Origin of the sequence: Mesobacillus maritimus (assembly GCF_044803185.1) — a bacterium.
GTDB classification, from domain to species: Bacteria; Bacillota; Bacilli; order Bacillales; family Cytobacillaceae; genus Mesobacillus_B; species Mesobacillus_B maritimus_B.
Genome location: NZ_CP085225.1, coordinates 888,457 through 906,092, shown reverse-complemented (window position 1 = coordinate 906,092; position 17,636 = coordinate 888,457). Strand labels below are relative to the sequence as shown.

The following is a 17,636-nucleotide window of genomic DNA, read 5'->3' as shown; positions in this document are numbered from 1 at the left end:
TTAAGTCAAATAGTCGATTTTCTTTTCTATGCAAAGGATATGAATAATGCTATAATTCATTTGTTTTTGGTAAAAATACGTAAAGTAATATGAAGTAAAGAGGTGTACCCGCTATTGTTGTCTCAGAATGAAACACCATTATTTAGTGCATTAATCCAGCATGCCAAAAAGAACCCAGTTCAATTCCATATACCCGGACACAAAAAAGGAACTGGGATGGACCCAGAATTCAGAGAATTTATTGGGGACAATGCTTTGTCAATCGATTTAATAAACATTGGTCCACTTGATGATTTACATTCCCCTAAAGGAATCATTAAAGAAGCTCAAGATTTGGCGGCAAAAGCTTTTGGTGCTGATCATACCTTCTTCTCTGTCCAAGGGACAAGTGGAGCCATTATGACGATGATTATGACAGTTTGTGGACCTGGGGATAAAATTATTGTCCCAAGAAATGTCCATAAATCAGTTATGTCTGCCATTGTCTTTTCAGGGGCAGTACCCATTTTTATCCACCCGGAAATAGACTCAAAACTAGGGATTTCCCACGGAATTACCACTGATTCGGTGGAAAAGGCATTAGAGCAACACCCTGATGCCAAAGGGGTGCTCGTCATCAATCCGACCTACTTTGGAGTAGCTGCAGACCTTAAGAAGATTGTTGAAGTTGCCCATTCCTATGATGTTCCCGTACTGGTGGATGAGGCACATGGCGTTCACATTCATTTTCATGATGAACTTCCGCTATCTGCGATGCAGGCAGGAGCAGATTTGGCGGCGACAAGTGTTCACAAGCTTGGTGGTTCAATGACTCAAAGTTCAATCCTAAATGTAAGGGACGGACTTGTTTCCTACAAGCGCGTTCAGTCCATCATTTCGATGCTTACAACAACTTCTACCTCCTATCTCCTTCTTGCGTCTCTCGATGTAGCAAGAAGAAGACTAGTAACGGAGGGAAGGGATTTAATCGACAGAACCATTAGTCTTGCTAATTCTCTAAGGGAACGCATCAATAAGATTGACCATCTTTACTGTGTTGGAGAAGAGATTTTGGGGACAAAGGCAACTTACAACTATGATCCAACAAAGCTCATTATTTCCATTAAGGACCTCGGAATAACAGGTTATGATGTAGAAAAATGGCTTCGTGAAAAATATAATATTGAAGTTGAACTTTCAGATTTATATAACCTTCTATGCCTTATTACACCTGGGGATACACAGGCAGAAGGCGATTTGCTTGTTAAAGCTCTACAAGAGCTCTCAGACGAGTTTCATGAACGTGCAGAGAGAATACATGCACAGGTCATGCTACCAGATATTCCCTTGCTTGCTTTAACGCCTAGGGATGCCTTTTACTCTGAAACGGAAGTAATTCCATTTTCTGAATCAGAGGGTAGAATTATTGCAGAATTTGTTATGGTCTATCCTCCAGGGATTCCAATTTTTATCCCAGGTGAAATTATTACTGCAGAAAACCTTCGTTATATTCAAATGAATGTAGAGGCTGGACTCCCAGTTCAAGGACCAGAGGATGATAGTCTAAAAATGATACGTGTTATAAAGGAACATAAAGCTATTAGGTAATTGGTTGATTCTTAGAACTCTTATAGACTCAATCGGAGCCAAAAAAAGAGGGTATGCGGACGACTCCGCATACCCATTTTATATGATTACTTTTCTTGGTTATAATCTTTTTGGTGGCAGTTACAATTGTTCGAATAAAGAACCGTAACTTTTTCATCCTCAAAATGTTCGATTGTTGAGTTGCAAGTTTGACATACGATTGTTCCCATCATTTCAAACCCCTTTTCCCACATTAATATTATTAGTTGAAAGCGCTTATAAAGTATCTAAATCAATAATAATATAACACTATTAAAATTTCAAGCCTAATTTGTATAACACATTGATGTTTTTTTCTTCAAAATTGGACAAAAATCATGAGAGTTTACATCTTTATGACTCATAAAAAACCAGGCCTCCAATAGGGACCTGGTTTTCTCATTACTCATATTGTGTTTGGAACGGCATAATGGGAAGTTCTGACTGAAAAAACTCAGCCAAATCTGCTGCTTGTTTGGTTTCCTTAATGTGGAATGCGTTCTGCAGATACTCAATATTATCAAGGTCAGCTGGGTCGAGGAGGGCTGATCGTCCTGTTTGCATACAGACAATTAGCGGTTTGCCGAAGAACATATTCGTATAGATGACTCCAAAATCATAACGCGTATCTTCTGTAGTGAATCCTGTAAATCTCACTTGTACTTTTTCATGTTCGTCATATAATTTTTCGAACAATCCCATAAATCATCTCCTCCTTTATTTGAATCTTAAGAAAATTATAAACTAAAAAAATCAATTATTCAAGGTCACTCCCCTTTTAAATTGTTACAATCTGTTGTCGCTTATTTTCCCAGATGCTATCATTATAATGATAGGTAAGAATATTAGGGGGTTGGACCATGGCTGAAAACGCATATATTAAACTAGTCCCGTCATCAATTCAACAAACAATCACTACTGACGAGATTAAATCTTTGTTTTCCTACTATAAAGAAATAACAGCGAAAACAGGCACCCAATTAGATTGGGACTATGAATACTCCGCTTTCCCTTATGAAATAAAGGAATCAGCAGATGGTGAGGGCATCTGGTTTTACTTAAAGTCGGATCATGATCGATACAATGCAATTGCTTTAGGGATTGATCGCGAGACATTGGTTGACGATGATGGAAGTCAACGTGAACAAATGTACATACAAGTAACACTGCCAGATAGCGCAACACACGGAGACAAAGGAAAAGCAAATGAGTTCTGTAAATTTCTTGGTAAAAAACTCAAAGGAGAACTTCACCTATTCAATGGGCGAATCATGTATTACTACCCAAGAAAATGAAAACAAATGGCCTCATAGTGAGGTCATTTTTTATTCTCTTTTAACATTAAAATTAAAATAGAGCCATCATGAGATAAAAAGATACATATATACTCAAACTCACTAAGGTTGTAAATAAGGTTTTTGAGGTTGATTTTATAAAATAGTTCCCACTCTTGACTGCGAGATATAGAAATATCATAAACATCATTCCATTATATAAAGGGTGATCATGCTTAGATAACCATTCCGTAAAAGAATAAGCACTCCAAATTACCCATTGCAGTAATAAGACTAAGTAAACTTTCATATTGTCTGCACCACCATTCCAGCAGCTACCATAGTTTATACTCTTTAGTTAACAGTATATGTTAGGAAATTCAGGATATTTTTCATTTATGTAACATTTAAATGACAGAGCGAATTTTCGGAAAACCCTGTGATAAAATGACGTTATTAGCGTGGAACGGTATTCAAATTCAGCGAACAATAATGATACAGAAATCTCGTAAAGTGAGGGAAGAAGATGAAAGGCCTGTCAATGATTTTAACAGCTACCTTCCTATTATTTACATCTTCCTGCAGCAGTATGAGCAAATACGAGGAACTAGGACTGGAGTATGATGCAAAACAAATTATTTTCTTTTCTGATGATGCTAACTACAATAATGAAGCGGCCTACTATGATGCAATCATTGAATTGAAGCGGGAATTTCCAGAGGAGTTTGACAATATGATGGTTTTGTCAGGGAATAAAGCCAGTAAATATGACAAGCTCTTAGAAGTAGAAAAGCATCCAGCTTTAGTTGTTTTTTATCAAGATAAAGTAGTCGTGAAGATTCATGGCAGAGTTTCAAAAGACGAGATTATCGCACCAATCACCAAATTTCTTTCAAGGGATATCGCTGCTACTTCCGATTAAACCGTAATAATCGAGTAGGAGGGGGTGACTAACCCCCGACCTCTCACACCACCGTACGTACCGTTCGGTATACGGCGGTTCACTTAGGTATGACGTAAGTAATTGTATCTATTTACTAGACTTTTCAGCTTATGTTTTCGCCAAAATTCTAAATTAAGCGTTGTGTTTAAAAATAGGACTATTAGAAATGCGCCAGTATTTCTTACGTGAATTTCCCCATTCAAAGGCTTTTTCTTTTGGAACTCCTAAAGAAATGAGCCTTTTTACTTTGGTTTTAGGTAGTTTCCATTGTTTCCACAGGCACATCCGAAGTCTTCTTCGAATTGTTTCATCTAGTTGTTTAAAGGGAGTTGGCGTATCGGCCAACGCAAAATATCCGCACCAACCTACAAGGTATTCATTTAATTTCTCAATGCGTAATTCTATTGAGATGGATTTCGACCTTGATGTCAGTTCTTTTATTTTATTTTTAGCTCTCTTTATACTCTCTTTTGCGATACGGATTTTAGGATTCCGGTGTGATGTGAAGCTAAATCCAAGAAACTTTCGTTTCCACGGTCGTTCTACTGCACTTTTCCCCTCATTCACTTTTAGCTTGAGTTTCTTCTCAATGAAGGCAGTTATAGAGCTTTTAACACGTAAACCTGCTTTCTTGGTTTTAACGTAGATATTACAGTCATCTGCGTAACGGACAAATTTATGTCCCCTTCTCTCTAGTTCCTTGTCGAGTTCATCTAGCATAATATTGGACAATAGTGGACTAAGTGGTCCACCTTGAGGAACTCCTTCTTCACTGATAATCTCCACTCCGTTTATCATAATTCCCGATTCTAAGTATTTTCTAATTAACTTTAGAAGCGTCTTATCTTTAACTCTTTTCGCCAAGAGTCCCATAAGCATATCGTGATTTACTTTGTCGAAGAACTTTTCTAAATCCATATCTATTACCCATCTATAGCCCTCTTCTATATATGTCCTTGCTTTCCTAACAGCGTCATGTGCTCTTCTTCTAGGTCTGAACCCGTAGCTATTTTCGGAAAAGGATGGGTCATAGATTGGGGTTAATATTTGGGCTATCGCTTGTTGAATCAAACGATCTGTCACGGTAGGAATTCCTAATAAACGTATGCCGCCATTCGGTTTCGGGATTTCGACACGTCTGACTGGCATAGGCTCATAAGTTCCAGTCTCTATTGAATTTCGGATTTCTTGCCAGTTTTGTAGAAGATGCGCTCGTAGGGATTTTACAGGCATTTCATCTACACCGTGGCTACCCTTATTCTTTTCGACTCGTTTTAATGCCGAAAGTAGATTTTCCCGCGACAGTAGTCGTTCCATCATTCCGATACAATCCTTTCTCGTGAATATACGTTCTGATTGTGCCACTGCTTATTCCACCCTCTTAAAGTCCCCAGTGGAATTCACCACGTCCTCCTTCAAGTAAGTCCATTAATGGATTGTCTGTATCATCATAACCAGTGAACGCCTAGTGTATATTCTTCCTAAATGTTCAGTCCTTCCTTAACTATCTATAGCTAGTCAAGTACTATGACCTCTGCTGACTTCTGACTGCTCAGCTACTCTTCTCAGAGTAGTTTACCGAGTGTGCTCGGCTTTCCAGCCAGACCTCCCCAGGTAAGAGTACAGTCTTTCCCTCCATCTATCTGCTCCATTTACTCTGTATCACCTTCGGCAGAAAGGACTTTGTTTTGTTTAGCAAACTCATCCAATGATACCTAGCCTTATATGAAGTTCGTGTTCCTCAGACCGGAGGTTTGCCGCTCGCTTCCTTCAGATTCCGCGTCACCACGGACACCCTTGCGTTAAGCTACTGCTACTTCTGCCTTCACAGTTCGGGACTTGCATCCTATAGACTGGACCCATGCTGGGCGCACTAAAAAAAAAAAAAAAAAAAAAAAAGCCCTTCCCCATTAAGGGGAAGGGTTTCTTATTGAAGAAGTTACTTAATAATATGAATTGGGTTCCCCAAGGCAACTTCGGCAGTTTCCATAGTGATTTCACCCAATGTTGGATGTGCGTGAATGGTCATTGCTAAATCTTCAGCTGTCATCCCTGTTTCAATCGCTAAACCTAATTCAGCAATCATATCAGATGCTCCAGAACCAGCAATTTGAGCACCAATGATAAGGCCATCTTCTTTCCTTGTAATAAGTTTCATAAATCCATCAGATTCATTCAAGGAAAGAGCACGTCCATTAGCAGCAAATGGGAACTTAGCAGCAACGATATCAATGCCTTCTTCTTTAGCCAATGCCTCTGTATATCCAACTGAAGCCAATTCTGGATCAGAGAATACAACAGCAGGAATTCCAAGATAATCGATTTCTGAAGCATGTCCAGCAATTGCTTCTGCAGCAATTTTGCCTTCATAAGAAGCCTTATGTGCAAGTGGAGGTCCAGGAACGATATCACCAATAGCATAGATATTGCTGATATTGGTTCTGCATTGCTTATCTACTTTGATAACTCCGCGCTCACCAATCTCGATACCTACTTGCTCAAGACCCATTTCTTCAGTATTAGGCTTACGTCCAATCATGACAAATACATAATCGGCATCAATGCTCTTCGCTTCGCCTTTAACCTCATAATTAACGGTTACGCCATCTTCTCTTTCATCGACATTCTTCGCAAGTGCATTTGTGATGACTTCCGCACCTTTCTTCTTAAGCTTCCGCTTAACAAGGGATGACATTTGCTTCTCAAAGCCATTAAGAATCTCGTCTGTTCCTTCAAGAATGGTTACCTTAGTACCAAAGCTAGCATATGCGCCCCCAAGTTCAGTACCGATATATCCACCGCCAATTACCACAATACTCTTTGGAAGCTCAGTTAGGTTTAGAGCTCCGGTAGAATCAAGGATTCGCTTAGAATATTTAAATGCAGGAATTTCTAATGGAGTAGAACCCGTTGCAATGATTGCATTCTTAAACGTATAAGATTGAGACGAGTTATCATCCATTACGCGTAGGGTGTTAGCATCCACGAAAAATGCTTCTCCCTTAACGATATCTACCTTATTTCCTTTTAACAAGCCTTCAACTCCGCCTGTTAACTTATTAACAACACTCTCTTTGAACTTTTGAACTTTTGAAAAGTCAAGAGTAACATTTTCAGCAATGACACCCATTTCCTCAGAATGCTTAGCATTCTCAAAACGATGCCCCGCTGAAATGAGTGCTTTAGAAGGTATACAGCCGACATTTAGACAAACTCCACCAACTGTACCTCTTTCAACGATTGTTACTTTTTGACCCAACTGAGCAGCACGAATAGCTGCCACGTATCCACCAGGTCCTGCACCAATAACTATAGTATCTGTTTCAATCGGAAAATCTCCAACTACCATTTTTTACGCCTCCATTAGCAATAATTCTGGATCGTTCAACAAGCGTTTAATATGATTCATTGCGTTCTGTGCTGTTGCCCCATCAATCATGCGGTGATCAAAACTTAGTGATAGCGCTAGGACAGGAGCTGCAACAATTTCACCATCGCGAACAATTGGCTTTTCAGCAATACGACCAATACCAAGAATAGCTACTTCTGGGTGGTTAATGACTGGAGTGAACCATTGTCCACCTGCAGAACCAATGTTACTAATTGTGCATGATGCACCTTTCATTTCGTCTGGAGCTAGTTTACCATCACGAGCTTTCACTGCCAACTGATTGATTTCATCAGAAATTGTAAAGACAGATTTTCTATCCGCATCTTTTACCACTGGTACAAGCAAACCTTTTTCAGTATCCGCTGCAATTCCAATATTATAATAGTGCTTATGAACAATTTCACTTGTTGCATCATCTAGAGAAGTGTTCAATGCAGGGTACTCACGTAATGCACTTGTTAAAGCTTTTACCACATACGGAAGGAATGTAAGCTTAATTCCTTTTTGTGCAGCCACTTCTTTGAATTTTTTGCGATGTGCCACTAGTTTTGTCACATCAATTTCATCCATTAAGGTTACGTGTGGCGCTGTATGTTTAGAATTAACCATTGCTTTGGCAATTGCCTTACGGATTCCACTCATTTTTTCACGAGTCTCTGGGTACTGCCCTTGTGGAATTGGTTGTGGTGTAGCCGCCTTTTCTTCTGCAGCCGGTGCATTTGTTTCTTGTGCAGCAGCTGGTGATTCTGTAGCTGCTGGTGCACCACCATTTTTGAATTGATCAATATCTTCTTTTAGTACGCGGCCGTTTTTACCTGATCCTGCCACTTGACGAATATCCACCCCATTATCACGAGCATATTTACGTACAGATGGCATCGCGATTACTCGACGGTTTGGATCTACCTCTACATCAGCTTTTGCACCTGTTGTTGCTCCGCCTGTTGGTACTTTTGGCTGTTCAGTATTTGCCTGAGTTGGAGCTTCTGCTTTTGCTTCTTCAGCAGGAGCGTCTTCGTCATCTCCCTTGAATTTCAAGTCCTCATATCCTGGTGCATCAAAGGAAATCAAGGTTTGTCCTACTGTAGCAACTGTACCCTCTTCAACAAGAATTTCTTCAACAGTTCCTGCAACAGGGGAAGGAATTTCTACAACTGCTTTATCATTTTGAACTTCACAAAGTACGTCATCTTCCTGAACTTTGTCACCGGCTTTTACAAACCACTTGACGATTTCTCCTTCATGAATACCTTCACCAATATCTGGCATTTTAAATTGGAATGACACTGATATCACCCTCCTATTAGTTAAAGCGTAAGTTACCATATAGTCTAGGTGTTGGCGGACCAAAATCTATTTCATATTTCGGTCCGCCAACCTTATTTCATGGCACAGACACTAGATCGTTCTAAGTTGTAATTTATACTTTGCTCGCTCTTATTAATTAAAAAGTAAGAACCTTTTTTGCTGTCTCAATAACATCTTTGTAATTTGGGAGCCAAACTGTTTCAGCTTGTGGGAATGGAAAGACAGTATCAGGTGCAGCCACACGCAATACAGGTGCTTCCAATGTTAAAATTGCACGATCATGAATTTCAGCAACAACGTTTGCTGCAACTCCAGCTTGTTTTTGGGCTTCTTGTACTACAATTGCACGTCCCGTTTTTTCAACAGAAGCAATAATTGTTTCCATATCAAGTGGACTTACAGTACGTAAGTCAATTACCTCAGCAGAATAACCTTCTTTTTCAAGCTCTTCTGCAGCTTTTAATGATTCGTGTACCATTGCACCATAAGTGACAATTGTTAAATCCGTTCCTTCACGCTTAACGTCCGCTTTTCCAAGTGGAATCGTATATTCCCCTTCAGGAACTTCTTGACGGAATGAACGATATAGTTTCATATGCTCAAGGAAAACAACTGTATCATTATCACGAATGGATGAAATGAGAAGTCCTTTTGCATCATATGGAGTCGATGGAATGACAACCTTAACTCCAGGTGTTTGAGCCATAAGACCTTCTAAACTATCCGCGTGCATATCAGGAGTATGTACCCCTCCACCGAATGGTGAACGAATGGTTACAGGAGAAGTATATCTGCCACCAGAACGATAACGCATACGTGCTAATTGCCCGGCAATGGAATCAAACACTTCAAACACAAAACCGAAAAATTGGATTTCAGGAACTGGACGGAACCCTTGTAAAGCTAGTCCGACAGCCAACCCACCAATACCAGATTCTGCAAGCGGTGTATCAAAGACGCGATCTTCACCGAATTCTTTTTGAAGGCCTTCAGTTGCACGGAATACGCCGCCATTTACGCCCACATCTTCACCGAATATTAATACATTCGGATCATTTCCCAATTCTGTGCGCAGTGCATCAGTAATTGCTTGAATCATTGTCATTTGCGCCATGGCTTACTTCGACTCCTTTGCTTTATACATTTCATATTGTTCTTTTAAGTTTTGTGGCATCTCTTCTTCATACATAATAGACATTAAATCAGTAACCTTTTGCTTAGGTGCTGCATCAGCCTTTTTAATTGCTTCCTTAATATCTTCTTTAGCCTTTTCGATTACCTCAGTTTCTTGTTCCTCGCTCCAAATTCCTTTCTTCTCAAGGAACTTGCGGAAACGAACAAGTGGATCTTTCTTTTCCCATTCATTATCAAGGTCTGCAGTACGATAACGAGTTGGGTCGTCGCCAGCCATTGTATGTGGGCCATAACGGTACGTTAATGTCTCAATAAGTGTCGGTCCTTCGCCATTGATAGCGCGTTCACGAGCTTGACGAGTTGCAGCATAAACCGCTAATGGATCCATACCATCAACTTGAATCCCTGGGATACCTGCCGCAACAGCCTTTTGAGCCAAAGTTTTGGCAGCAGTTTGTTTTTCTACAGGTGTAGAAATTGCAAACTGATTGTTTTGCACAACAAAAATGGCTGGAGCTTTATAGGCACCTGCAAAATTGATTCCCTCATAGAAATCACCTTGAGATGTACCGCCATCACCTGTATAAGTAATCGCAACTGATTTCGCACCACGCTTCTTCATTCCCAGCGCAACCCCAGCAGTTTGTACGTACTGAGCACCAATAATGATTTGCGGGTGAAGCACATTTACACCTTCAGGAATATTCATTCCTTCAAAGTGACCTCTAGACCATAGGAAAGCTTGGGATAATGGTAGACCATGCCAAATGATTTGTGGAACATCACGGTATCCTGGCAGAATGAAATCTTCTTTCTCCAAGGCAAACTGAGTAGCCAATTGCGAAGCCTCTTGTCCAGCAGTAGGAGCATAGAAACCTAAACGCCCTTGACGGTTCAAGGAAATGGAACGTTGATCTAAAATTCTTGTATACACCATTCTCTTCATTAATTCTTGAAGTTGTTCATCCGAAATATCCGGCATAGCCGCTTCGTTTACTACTTCTCCTTCTTCATTCAGAACTTGCAGTGTCTCAAACTGGTCTTCAATTTTCTCTAGATTCGCAACAGAATCAAGTGAAGTAGTTTTTGTTTTCGATGCCATCTATCGTCACCTCTTCCTTTCTTATACACAATTTAATTATTATCCATAATAGAGTACCCAAAAGCAGGTGAAACTTCCCTTTTGGAGTTGAAAAATACATTTTATTCGAGTTCAATAAATAAACGGCTGTTGATTGGGGCGAACAGAACCCTGCTGCGCAACTTAACAATCATTACCACCTTTATGTAGTTTCCCCATAGCATCAGTTCTAAAAACAATTTTTTTTATAAACTATACCACAAAACTGTATTAATAATTTACTTCCCTCGATTGATACAATCAACTCTTACAATAGCCAGTTTACAACAGATAAAAAGAATACGTCAAATACTATGTTTAGCATTATCTAAACTTTTTTTACTATCAAGGTGTTAATAAACTTTTCACCATCTGTACTATAAAAACAAAAATGCTGTACCATAACATTCCTTTAGTTCATGAAGGTTCGGCTCTAGATACTTTTCCGAAAAAATAAAAAACCGACTCCTCATAAGGAATCGGTTTCTAATTATGACCAAATCTATAGCTTGGCAATCACTTATTCGTTCCTTAATTTTGGATTTCCAACCCTGCTGCTTCATAAAACATTAACTTTTTTTGATTATATTGTTCTGTTACCTCATTGAACTTGTTGTTTGAATCAATCACCTTTTCATAGGCAGCATTCACTATTTTAATTTGTTCGCCTAACTGATCAATAGTAAGTTCTTCGTCTTTAAATAAATTATATAATTCGATGTCATTTACAAGTCCATCAGAATAAGCGTTGTATAGTTCTTCGTGTATTTTATACCGATTTTGCATTAGATTATATAACTCCGTCGCCTGCTCTTTTAATTCTAATTCATCTATTTCATTAATAATGTCTGGAACTGCCTCAAATGCTGCACTAGATTCTTGCATACTCTCACGTTCTTTGTCGATATGCTCTTTTCTCTTCTCAGTAATTGTAATAGCTTCATCCGCTAATCGAACCACTTCATCATATTCCTGCATGTTCAATTCAATAATCGATTGATATATTTCCTTTTCTTTTTTCTCTAATTCAACCAATGGTTCCTGTTGGGCTTCAAAGGTTTTTTCGATTTGTACCACCTCTTCTAATATACCGAACATATCTTCAGCAGGTGTTTGCCTATTCATACAACCTGAAAGCACCAAAGTCCCAAAGAAAAATATGAAAACCAGGGGGGAATTTCGTAAGCTTAACAAAATATAACCTCCTTACTTCTTTCTATTTCACTATAGCGATTTCTCCTATGTTTTACAATGTCTCCTAGGTCTATTTATTCATAACATTCAAAAGTAGTTCGTTTTCATTTTTTTAAATGGGCCTGCGCCTATACAAAAACTGCTTTCCTTCATAGATTATAGTAACCTTCCCTAGGCAAAAGGGGATTAAAAGGAGGTTTCCTGTATGTTTGGATATGGATGCGGATACCCTGTTCAAGGTGGCTATGGGTATGGTGGTGGATTTGCACTTATCGTAGTGCTGTTTATCCTACTAATCATCGTAGGCTGCGCTTGTTGGAAATAAGAAGAGCGGAGGCGCCCTGTTCAGCGGCGTATGGCCTGGAGCTCTCCAACTGAGATAAAAGGAAACACGAAGAGCGTTAGCGATTCGATGTTGACTTATCGTAGGGCGGAGAGTGAAGGACACTAGCCGCTAGGGCGCCGCAGCTGGACAATAGAAAAGCGGAGGCGACTGCACAGGGACGACAAGCATAAGGCGCGCACTGAAAGAAGGTGTTCTTTACCTTCTTACAGGGCGTGGCTTATGTCTCGAGTCCCTAGGAGCCGCAGTTAGACAATAGAAATGCGAAAGTTTTGTTTAGGAAAGGAAGATGCAATGGCATCTTCCTTTTCTGAATGATATCTTTGAAGACGATGAAAGCATGTTTGTAATTAACTTTTCTACATACTTTTGATAGACTATGTTTAGAAAGAATTAAAAATGAAATTAGAGGTGACCCTGAAGATGTTAACAATGGATGACATCGTTCGTGACGGACACCCTTCACTGCGCAAGCCAGCTGATGAGGTTCCCCTGCCCGCTTCGGATGAAGATAAAGCAATTCTTAATAAAATGTTAGAATTCGTTAAAAACAGCCAAAACCCCGAAATCGCTGAAAAATTCGGGCTTCGACCTGGTATAGGTCTTGCTGCCCCTCAAATCAATGTCTCTAAAAGAATGATTGCGGTTCACGTTCATGATGACAAAGGAAAACTTTATAGCTATGCGCTCTTTAATCCTAAAATTATTAGCCATTCCATCGAGCGCTCCTACCTTCCTTCCGGAGAGGGCTGTTTGTCTGTCGACGAACAAATTCCCGGGTTTGTCCCAAGATATGCAAGAATTACGGTTAAAGCCACTAGTGTGGATGGCGATGAGGTAAAGCTCCGCCTAAAAGGGCTACCTGCCATTGTCTTCCAACATGAAATTGACCATTTGAACGGAATCATGTTCTATGACCACATTAATAAAGAAGATCCATTTGCAGAAATTCAGGATGCGAGTCCAATTTCTAATTAAAAAGGAAAAACGACTCTTGAGCCTTAACTAAAACTCGTTGGGGCTCAAAGTTGTTTTGTTTAAATAAGTGCTAAATGCTTTAACCCCTTCCAAATACCCTCTTCTCCAACATCGGCAGTAATGTAGTCAGCATTCTGTTTTAAAACATCTGGGGCATTTCCCATCACTACACCAGTACCCACCGTTTTAATCATCTCCATGTCGTTTAGACCATCACCAAATGCGTAAACATCCGCTAGATTAAATCCTAGTATATTAATTAATTTCTGTATCCCTACGGCTTTAGAACCGTTTGCAGGTAATATGTCTGCTGAAACAGGATGCCATCTAACAAATTTAAATCCTGGATAATTCCCTACGTAGTGTTTCTCCTGATTTTCATCACAAAATATAAGCGTCTGAAAAACAGGGTGTTTTTTAAAAAACTCTTTATCTTCTTCAGGATGAGGAAATGACAGGCTTCCCAAACTTGTTTCAATATGTTCATGATGTCGTACAGACGCTTTCATGGTTTGGTTATTCATGAAGACAAGTGGGTGCCCATTTTTCTCACTAAAATCAAGAAGCCTTTCAAGTTCATTCGTAGCTAATGGATTTTGATAGATAACTTCATCCTCAAACACAACATACTGTCCATTAAAACTAACAAATGTATTAATCCCTAATTCTTCTCTTAGGCTTTTGAACATAAATGGTGCGCGTCCAGTTGCAATCGCTACATACGTTCCCTTGTCTTGAAGATTTTTAATGGCTAACTTTGTGGATTCAGGCAGTTTCTTATCATGATCTAATAAGGTACCATCAATATCAAAAAAAATAATTTTACTCATAATTAACCCCTCGTATACATTAATCTTCACCTCTAAAACGCAGAGATGTTTCTACGACTTAACACTAAGCGTTTTCCTATATTCATGTCAATTTACTAATTAAAGAAATCCCATATTTATCCACGAAGAAATCTGGAAACTTTACACATAATACTAATATATAAAAGGGGTTATCAGGAATCTGGGATAAATCGAAACTTCCATCAGTGGGGGTATTATTGCCCGATAATCTGCGATAAAGTTTTCCTGCCTGCTTTCCCTTTGGACAAGTATAGAGTAAAATAGAGGTAAGGAGATGATCCACAATGTTAAAGAAGCTAAGACGTAAGCTTTTAAGACAGTGGAAAGATATGCTTCGAAAAAAAACAATCGCTTAAATTTTGGGCCCTTCAAACTTGCGAAGGGCTCCTTGCTTATTGTACATTGGTAAAAGCGGAAAAAAACGGTATTTTATATACTTACACCTTTATTCGTTCATGAAAACAATGAAAAAAATGCAAATTTTTTATATAATAAAAAAAGTTATGTTGATTAAGGAGAGAGAGTTTAATGATTTTTAAAGTATATTACCAAGAGAAAACTACGGAAGTGCCTGTTAGAGAAAATACTCAAACATTATATTTAGAGGCAAATTCCGAGAGAGACGTGCGTACCAAACTTTCTGATCGCCCTTTTAATATTGAACGTATCCATATGGTCGAGGGGCAGTATCTTGAATATGAGCGCCAGAAAGAATATTTTGAAGTATTGGAGATTGAGTAATTTATGAAATTTGTTAAAAATGATCAAACAGCTGTTTTCGCCCTGGGAGGACTGGGCGAAATAGGGAAGAACACGTATGCCGTCCAGTTTCAAGACGAAATTATCCTAATTGATGCCGGTATAAAATTCCCTGAAGATGAACTACTTGGTATAGATTATGTTATCCCTGACTATGCCTATCTCGTGAAAAATGAGGATAAAATTAAAGGGCTCTTTGTAACTCACGGACACGAAGACCATATTGGCGGAATCCCCTATCTATTAAAACAAATAAATGTTCCTATTTATGGTGGTAAGCTTGCTCTCGGTCTGTTACGGAATAAGTTAGAAGAGCATGGGTTATTACGCCAAACGAAGCTTCACGAGATTAAAGAAGATGACATTATTAAATTCCGTAAGACATCTGTAACCTTCTTTAGAACGACTCATAGTATTCCTGATTCTTATGGTATCGTTGTCAAGACCCCTCCAGGACAAGTGGTACATACTGGAGATTTTAAGTTTGACTTTACCCCTGTCGGAGAACCAGCAAATTTAACAAAAATGGCCGAGATTGGTAAAGAAGGGGTTTTATGTCTTCTTTCTGATAGTACAAACGCAGAAGTTCCCGATTTCACCATGTCAGAAAGACGGGTTGGCGATAGCATCCATGATATTTTCCGGAAAGTTGAAGGACGAGTTATCTTCGCTACCTTCGCTTCAAACATTCACCGTCTACAACAGGTAACAGAAGCTGCCGTAGCAAATGGACGGAAAATCGCAGTTTTTGGACGAAGCATGGAATCAGCAATTTCTATTGGACAGGACCTAGGCTATATTCGCGCCCCTAAGGATACCTTTATTGAGCCGCAGCAGATTAACCGACTGCCAGCTAACCAGGTAACGATTCTTTGTACTGGTAGTCAAGGTGAGCCAATGGCTGCTTTGTCAAGAATTGCAAACGGTACTCATCGACAAATTCAAATTATCCCTGGCGATACAGTAGTATTCTCTTCTTCGCCAATTCCTGGAAATACACTTAGCGTCAACAGAACGATAAACATGCTTTCTCGTGCTGGGGCAGAAGTTATCCACGGAAAACTAAGCGACATTCATACTTCCGGTCACGGAGGACAAGAAGAACAAAAGCTCATGCTAAGGCTCATTAAGCCAAAGTTTTTCATGCCAATTCACGGTGAATACAGAATGCAAAAGGTCCATGCGAAACTCGCTGTTGATTGTGGCGTTCCAGAGGAAAATTGCTTCATCATGGATAACGGAGATGTTCTTGCTTTAAGTGATAGCGAAGCACAGGTTGCAGGGAAAATCCCATCAGGGTCAGTCTATATTGATGGTAGTGGAATTGGTGATATTGGGAATATCGTTCTTCGAGATAGACGAATCCTTTCTGAGGAAGGTCTCGTAGTGGTTGTTGTCAGCATTAATATGAAGGAATTCAAAATCTCTGCTGGTCCAGATTTAATATCTCGTGGATTCGTTTATATGAGGGAATCTGGAGACTTGATTAACGATGCTCAAAACCTTATTTCTAAACATTTAAACAAGGTAATGGATCGCAAGACAACCCAGTGGTCTGAAATCAAAAATGAAATTACTGATACCCTTGCTCCATTCCTATACGAAAAAACAAAGCGTCGTCCAATGATTTTACCTATCATTATGGAAGTTTAAATTTACGAGCTACTTAAAAAGAACCTGCTGAAAACTCAGCAGGTTCTTTTATTAGGCTCTTTTCTCAAACTTTGTTGCTCTCGGATACAAATTCGGTTAGATTGAATTTTGTTTCACTACAAAGTACCCTTTAAATATAATGAGAAAAGAGCGCGCAAACTTCTTATCACGTACCAAATAGCTTATCTTGCGTTAAAATCGGCTTTAGGTAGTAAAAATTGGCTTTAAGATTTTTACAATTTTAACAACAATCTTTACGAAAACAGCCTTTATTTAATCGCAAGATAGATGATCCATATTTATGTCGGAACTCATTTGGCTAATATCCACTACCTCTATAAGGCTTTTTTCTCAAAGCGATTAATATCAGCATCTGCTCCAATAATAATGAGGATATCACCATTTTGTATGATTTCATTGGCTTGTGGAGATACCAAGATGTCGTTGCCTCTTTTAATCGCAACAATGTTAATGCCGTATTTAGCTCTTATATTCAAATCTATGATCGAATGACCTCCGAGCTTATTACTTGCAACAATCTCAGCAATACTATGTTCATCTGATAGCTCTAGATAGTCTAGAACATTATTGGAGACCATATTATGAGCAATCCTTCTGCCCATATCTCGTTCGGGGTGAACGATCACGTCTGCCCCTATTTTCATCAAAACCTTTTCGTGATAATCATTTTGAGCTTTCACAGTAATTTTGTTTACACCAAGCTCTTTTAAGATAAGGGTAGTCAATATGCTTGCTTGAATGTCATCGCCTATCGCCACAATGACATGATCAAAGTTCCGGATTCCTAGTTCTTTTAGTACCCTTTCTTCTGTTGTATCTGCACATACAGCATGAGAAGCGATGGCAGCAAATTTATTCACGCGGTCCTCCTTATGGTCAATGGCTAGCACTGGCATCCCTATCTCCGCAAGTTCTTCACAAATGCTACCACCAAACCGCCCAAGACCGATAACAGCGAATTCTTTTTTCATTATGCTCCCCCTAAAACTTTGCCATTTTTCAATCCTATTTTAGCATAATCCCTAAGCACGAACTGGATTTTCCATATTAAAATTCCATTAC

At 39.2% G+C, this 17,636-nt stretch carries 16 protein-coding genes and 1 pseudogene; 7 read left to right on the top strand and 10 right to left on the bottom strand.

Annotated features, from left to right (window positions below; all coding sequences use genetic code 11):
- The first annotated feature begins 117 nt into the window (after nt 1–117).
- Nucleotides 118–1,587 carry an aminotransferase class I/II-fold pyridoxal phosphate-dependent enzyme gene (locus LG336_RS04435; protein ID WP_404333094.1) on the top strand — a complete coding sequence of 490 codons (1,470 nt, stop codon included), beginning with the start codon at nt 118–120 and terminating at the stop codon, nt 1,585–1,587.
- 86 nt (nt 1,588–1,673) lie between these two features.
- Here the strand turns inward: LG336_RS04435 and LG336_RS04430 are convergent, their stop codons facing one another.
- On the bottom strand, nt 1,674–1,796 hold the full coding sequence (locus LG336_RS04430) for a GapA-binding peptide SR1P (protein WP_404333093.1): 123 nt from the start codon (nt 1,794–1,796) through the stop codon (nt 1,674–1,676).
- 211 nt (nt 1,797–2,007) lie between these two features.
- Nucleotides 2,008–2,307, bottom strand: coding sequence for a DUF3055 domain-containing protein (locus LG336_RS04425; RefSeq protein ID WP_404331349.1), 300 nt, complete (start codon nt 2,305–2,307; stop codon nt 2,008–2,010).
- A gap of 158 nt (nt 2,308–2,465) precedes the next feature.
- Between LG336_RS04425 and LG336_RS04420 the strand changes: the two genes are divergently transcribed.
- Nucleotides 2,466–2,900, top strand: coding sequence for a DUF1885 family protein (locus LG336_RS04420; protein ID WP_404331348.1), 435 nt, complete (start codon nt 2,466–2,468; stop codon nt 2,898–2,900).
- 505 nt (nt 2,901–3,405) lie between these two features.
- A complete protein-coding gene (locus tag LG336_RS04415) occupies nt 3,406–3,801 on the top strand; it encodes a small peptidoglycan-associated lipoprotein (protein ID WP_404331347.1) in 396 nt (131 codons plus the stop codon).
- 83 nt (nt 3,802–3,884) lie between these two features.
- Here LG336_RS04415 and ltrA read toward each other — a convergent pair.
- From ltrA to LG336_RS04385, 6 genes and pseudogenes are all read right to left on the bottom strand, one after another.
- Nucleotides 3,885–5,142, bottom strand: a pseudogene (ltrA, locus tag LG336_RS04410) (group II intron reverse transcriptase/maturase).
- Nucleotides 5,143–5,761: 619 nt separating this feature from the next.
- Nucleotides 5,762–7,171: a dihydrolipoyl dehydrogenase gene (gene lpdA / locus LG336_RS04405; RefSeq protein WP_404331346.1), complete on the bottom strand. Its 1,410-nt coding sequence runs from the start codon at nt 7,169–7,171 to the stop codon at nt 5,762–5,764.
- A gap of 3 nt (nt 7,172–7,174) precedes the next feature.
- Nucleotides 7,175–8,500 (bottom strand): dihydrolipoamide acetyltransferase family protein, encoded by a 1,326-nt coding sequence (locus LG336_RS04400; protein WP_404331345.1) that lies wholly within the window; start codon nt 8,498–8,500, stop codon nt 7,175–7,177.
- A 157-nt stretch (nt 8,501–8,657) separates the two neighbouring features.
- Entirely contained in the window at nt 8,658–9,635 is a 978-nt protein-coding gene (locus LG336_RS04395) for an alpha-ketoacid dehydrogenase subunit beta (RefSeq protein WP_404331344.1), read from the bottom strand.
- Nucleotides 9,636–9,638: 3 nt separating this feature from the next.
- The gene (pdhA, locus tag LG336_RS04390; protein ID WP_404331343.1) at nt 9,639–10,757 is read right to left on the bottom strand and encodes a pyruvate dehydrogenase (acetyl-transferring) E1 component subunit alpha; all 1,119 of its coding nucleotides are present in this window, start codon (nt 10,755–10,757) and stop codon (nt 9,639–9,641) included.
- Nucleotides 10,758–11,306: 549 nt separating this feature from the next.
- Complete coding sequence (locus tag LG336_RS04385) at nt 11,307–11,900, bottom strand: YkyA family protein (protein WP_404331342.1); 594 nt, start codon at nt 11,898–11,900, stop codon at nt 11,307–11,309.
- A gap of 274 nt (nt 11,901–12,174) precedes the next feature.
- Between LG336_RS04385 and LG336_RS04380 the strand changes: the two genes are divergently transcribed.
- Both LG336_RS04380 and def read left to right on the top strand, forming a co-directional pair.
- On the top strand, nt 12,175–12,294 hold the full coding sequence (locus tag LG336_RS04380) for a YjcZ family sporulation protein (protein ID WP_404331341.1): 120 nt from the start codon (nt 12,175–12,177) through the stop codon (nt 12,292–12,294).
- 441 nt (nt 12,295–12,735) lie between these two features.
- On the top strand, nt 12,736–13,290 hold the full coding sequence (def, locus tag LG336_RS04375; RefSeq protein WP_404331340.1) for a peptide deformylase: 555 nt from the start codon (nt 12,736–12,738) through the stop codon (nt 13,288–13,290).
- A 59-nt stretch (nt 13,291–13,349) separates the two neighbouring features.
- Here def and LG336_RS04370 read toward each other — a convergent pair whose 3' ends face one another.
- Nucleotides 13,350–14,123, bottom strand: coding sequence for a Cof-type HAD-IIB family hydrolase (locus tag LG336_RS04370; RefSeq protein WP_404333092.1), 774 nt, complete (start codon nt 14,121–14,123; stop codon nt 13,350–13,352).
- A 546-nt stretch (nt 14,124–14,669) separates the two neighbouring features.
- Here LG336_RS04370 and LG336_RS04365 point away from each other — a divergent pair.
- Both LG336_RS04365 and rnjA read left to right on the top strand, forming a co-directional pair.
- The gene (locus LG336_RS04365) at nt 14,670–14,882 is read left to right on the top strand and encodes a DNA-dependent RNA polymerase subunit epsilon (RefSeq protein WP_404331339.1); all 213 of its coding nucleotides are present in this window, start codon (nt 14,670–14,672) and stop codon (nt 14,880–14,882) included.
- Between the two features lie 3 nt (nt 14,883–14,885).
- Nucleotides 14,886–16,553, top strand: coding sequence for a ribonuclease J1 (gene rnjA, locus LG336_RS04360; protein WP_404331338.1), 1,668 nt, complete (start codon nt 14,886–14,888; stop codon nt 16,551–16,553).
- Between the two features lie 335 nt (nt 16,554–16,888).
- Here rnjA and LG336_RS04355 read toward each other — a convergent pair whose 3' ends face one another.
- Nucleotides 16,889–17,545 carry a potassium channel family protein gene (locus tag LG336_RS04355; RefSeq protein ID WP_404331337.1) on the bottom strand — a complete coding sequence of 219 codons (657 nt, stop codon included), beginning with the start codon at nt 17,543–17,545 and terminating at the stop codon, nt 16,889–16,891.
- Nucleotides 17,546–17,636: the final 91 nt, after the last annotated feature.